This is a genomic window from Marisediminitalea sp., assembly GCF_984433645.1.
This window is the reverse complement of the sequence record NZ_CFIDRX010000271.1, coordinates 1-3,588: the sequence shown is the minus strand read 5'-3', so window position 1 is coordinate 3,588 and position 3,588 is coordinate 1. Positions and strand designations below refer to the sequence as shown.

Annotated in this window: 5 protein-coding genes; 3 read left to right on the top strand and 2 right to left on the bottom strand. The window is 48.9% G+C overall.

From position 1 onward, the window contains the following. From AC4MRN_RS20065 to AC4MRN_RS20055, 3 genes are all read left to right on the top strand, one after another. On the top strand, positions 1 to 334 hold a 334-nt coding region (locus AC4MRN_RS20065; RefSeq protein WP_491204318.1), incomplete at its 5' end, for a chorismate-binding protein. After that, positions 321 to 899, top strand: a complete 579-nt coding sequence (locus AC4MRN_RS20060) for a CoA pyrophosphatase (protein WP_491204317.1) — start codon at positions 321 to 323, stop codon at positions 897 to 899. The genes AC4MRN_RS20065 and AC4MRN_RS20060, both read left to right, overlap by 14 nt. Before the next feature lie 125 nt (positions 900 to 1,024). Then, positions 1,025 to 2,395, top strand: coding sequence for an L-serine ammonia-lyase (locus AC4MRN_RS20055; protein WP_491204316.1), 1,371 nt, complete (start codon positions 1,025 to 1,027; stop codon positions 2,393 to 2,395). 28 nt (positions 2,396 to 2,423) lie between these two features. On the opposite strand, the gene AC4MRN_RS20050 is transcribed toward AC4MRN_RS20055, so the two are convergent. Together AC4MRN_RS20050 and AC4MRN_RS20045 are read right to left on the bottom strand one after the other, a co-directional pair. Continuing rightward, on the bottom strand, positions 2,424 to 2,861 hold the full coding sequence (locus AC4MRN_RS20050) for a hypothetical protein (protein ID WP_490710969.1): 438 nt from the start codon (positions 2,859 to 2,861) through the stop codon (positions 2,424 to 2,426). A 42-nt stretch (positions 2,862 to 2,903) separates the two neighbouring features. Next, a complete protein-coding gene (locus tag AC4MRN_RS20045; RefSeq protein WP_491204315.1) occupies positions 2,904 to 3,452 on the bottom strand; it encodes a zinc ribbon domain-containing protein in 549 nt (182 codons plus the stop codon). Positions 3,453 to 3,588: the final 136 nt, after the last annotated feature.

Here is a 3,588-nt window from a genome sequence, read left to right as displayed (position 1 = left end):
GCTGCCTGACAGCCACCCGCTGGAATTACTGGCAGCTTGTTTCCCTGGTGGTTCCATCACCGGCGCGCCTAAAATACGCGCAATGGAAGTCATTGAAGAGCTTGAGCCCAGTCGCCGGGCAATTTATTGCGGGAGTGTTTTCTATCTGGGCATTCGCCGCGATCTCGATTCCAGTATTTGTATACGTACTGTACTGGCGGAAAACAACACCTTGTATTGTTGGGCCGGTGGCGGCATTGTATTAGACTCACATCCCGAAGAAGAGTTTGACGAGACCCTGGCGAAAGTCGCTAAAATCTTGCCGGTACTGGAGTCCACCTTTGCAGAAAGCTGAGTTTTTAACCCGTTTTCACAGTGCTCCGCCGCTGCAACCCGTTCCCGATCATCCTTTGCGAAAGTCCGGGCGCTCAGCGGCTGTGTTAATACCGGTTGTTACTCATGACAATGCCCTTTCCGTTTTATTTACCGAGCGGGCAAAACATTTAAAGCACCATCCCGGCCAGGTGAGTTTTCCTGGTGGGAAATACGAGCCCGGCGATCCCGATCTTGCGTTTACGGCAAAACGCGAGGCCTGGGAAGAAATAGCGCTACCCGACTCACACATCTCCATTGTTGGTCAATTACCGCCCTATCGCACCATTTCTGGCTTTGCGATGACGGCCTTTGTGGCCATTGTAGAGCCAGGGTTCGACTTAATTCCAGACGGCAATGAAGTAAGTGATACATTCGAAGTACCGCTGTCATTCTTAATTGACCCGAGAAATTACCAAACCGAGTATATTACCCGCGCGGGACACACTTACCCCGTCTACTTCATTCCTTGGCAAAACAAGATGATTTGGGGGGCTACCGCGGCCCTGATGAACAGTCTGGCGTCAATTTTTACTGACAACGCCTAGCCACTGCCGCTAATGGCAAATCATTTCGATTAATTTTTCTCATGCTACCATTAGCATATCTGAGTTGCTGAGACTGCGTGCTCGCGTCAAACTAACGATATATTAACAATAACAAAGCGTACCCTATGATTAGTGTATTTGATATGTTCAGTGTGGGCATTGGCCCATCCAGTTCTCATACCGTCGGTCCTATGAATGCGGCCGCGGATTTTGCTGCGTTTCTGACAGAAAACCAGCTTATTCACCGAGTCACAGAAGTCAAAACAGAACTGTTTGGCTCACTTGGTCAAACCGGTAAAGGCCACGGCAGCGGCAAAGCCGTCATTTTAGGCCTGTTGGGCGAGCGCCCGGATACCGTCAATGTGGATACGGTAGACAACGTACTGGCAGATATCGACCGCTCACAAACATTGAATTTAAATGGACAGCAGGTGATCCACTTTCCGCGCAGCAACGCGATTGTATTTCACCGCAGAAAGAGCCTGCCACGTCATGCCAACGCCATGACATTCCATGCCTTTGAAGGTGAAACGCTGCTGTTAGCTCAAACCTATTACTCTATTGGCGGCGGCTTTATTGTGCGCGATGACCAATGGGATCAGGCTAAGCAAGAAGCCCACGAATTGGTTGCGCAGGTCCCCTATCCGTTCCGTACCGCGCAGGAACTGCTGGGTTTATGCAAAGAGCACGGTTTGAGTATCAGTGCGTTAATGTTAAAGAACGAAAAAGCGCTGCACCCGGATGCAGACATTAAAACCCGTCTCCAGCAGCTGTGGATGACCATGGATGCCTGCATTAACCGAGGCATGGATGCAGAAGGTATCTTGCCCGGAGGATTAAAAGTGGTTCGCAGAGCGCCGTCATTACATCGTAGACTGACCACTGAATTTTCTAATGACCCGATGCAGACACTGGATTGGATAAACATGTTTGCACTGGCGGTGAATGAAGAAAACGCAGCCGGTGGCCGCGTGGTCACCGCGCCTACAAACGGCGCAGCTGGGATCATTCCTGCTGTTTTGAAATACGTCGATAAATTTATCCGACCGGTAGACAAGGAAATTGCCAGCAGATTCCTGTTAACGGCCGGTGCCATTGGTATTCTCTATAAAGAAAACGCATCGATTTCAGGTGCCGAAGTAGGTTGTCAGGGTGAAGTTGGTGTGGCCTGTTCCATGGCAGCCGGGGCATTAACTGAAGTGCTGGGTGGCAGCATCCAGGCAGTCGAAAATGCCGCTGAAATTGGCATGGAGCACAACCTGGGCTTAACGTGCGACCCTGTAGGTGGTCTGGTTCAGGTGCCCTGCATAGAGCGCAACGCCATGGGAGCGATCAAAGCCATTAATGCGTCCCGGTTAGCGCTTCGTGGCAGTGGTGAGCATAAAGTGTCGCTGGATAAGGTTATTAAGACCATGCGTGACACCGGCTCAGACATGAAAACCAAATACAAAGAAACCGCACGTGGCGGTCTGGCGGTCAATATTATTGAATGCTAATTAACACAACAGAAGACAGGCGCTTTGGTTAAGACCGCTGCGCCTGTTGTTGTTTTGATTGGTCGATACCTTTTTGCCAGAGTGCTTTGCGTCTCCAAACATACTGATAAAGCTGCCATAATCCTGGCACAAACAAAAACGGCATGACGAATAAAGCACCTGCATAAATGCCAGCTTCTTCTCCGTTCACCGCCAGTAAATACGTCGAAAACACTAAACTGGCCGTCACTGATAACGCGAGGAGCCAGAAACTCACCAGCCACACCCAGCGATACAGAAAGGCTTTGTTGTAACGGTTGCCGAGAAACGCAATAAATACCAAACCGATTGCCAGAAAACCACCATACCGGCTTGCGATGCCACCCGTTTCTGAAACGAGCTTACTGATCAGTTGTGCAAAGGCGAGCACCAGTAATAACGCGAAATACATCCATTCATAGGGTTTTATATTTGCTTTAGCAAACACATCGTTTCCTTTTGTTTTGTCTATTCACGTGACAAGAGAACGTCACTCTTTGCGTTGTTCTTTGCCACACTTCGGGCAAAACGTATACTGAGCAGTAATGGATGCACCACAATGTGTACAAAATAGTTTCGTGCTGCTCTTTTGGCGTTGTTTACCCATCACAAAACGGTCAAATGGATCTGTTTCCTTGTCTGGCGCGACAATATCCTGCGCTGAAAATCGATTTTCTGATAATGCATTATAAATATGGTAGCAGCCCGCTACGACAGCAGATGCGATAACAAAGTAGGCAACAAGCGTTACACCTATATTGTCGTCACTGGTGCCAGTCAATAAAATCAGTCCGAATAAACTTCCGCCAAAGAGTTCACTCAACCCTCGTCCTAATGAGGGAGCACGCCCTGTCTTTACCGACGCGATATTTCCATAGTCATCAGCCATGGTAACGCGTTGCACTTTTTGCGATTTAGCGCGATCTTTTATCAGCAATGCAATCTGAGCGGCACGTTCAGGATGCGCTTTAGCGTCGAGTTGCTGTTGACAGTCAAGCAGCTCTTCAAGCGTATAAGACGTGTAATCGATATCACTCATAGCCTGATTTCCTTTTTCAACTCATCCTGTGAGTGCGACTCGTTGCTCCACAATACGTTAGTCTGTTGTATTCCCAGGCCGGTTCTAAATGCCTCCGGAAAGGCCAATTCAGGTTCACCTATCCACCCATTTTCAA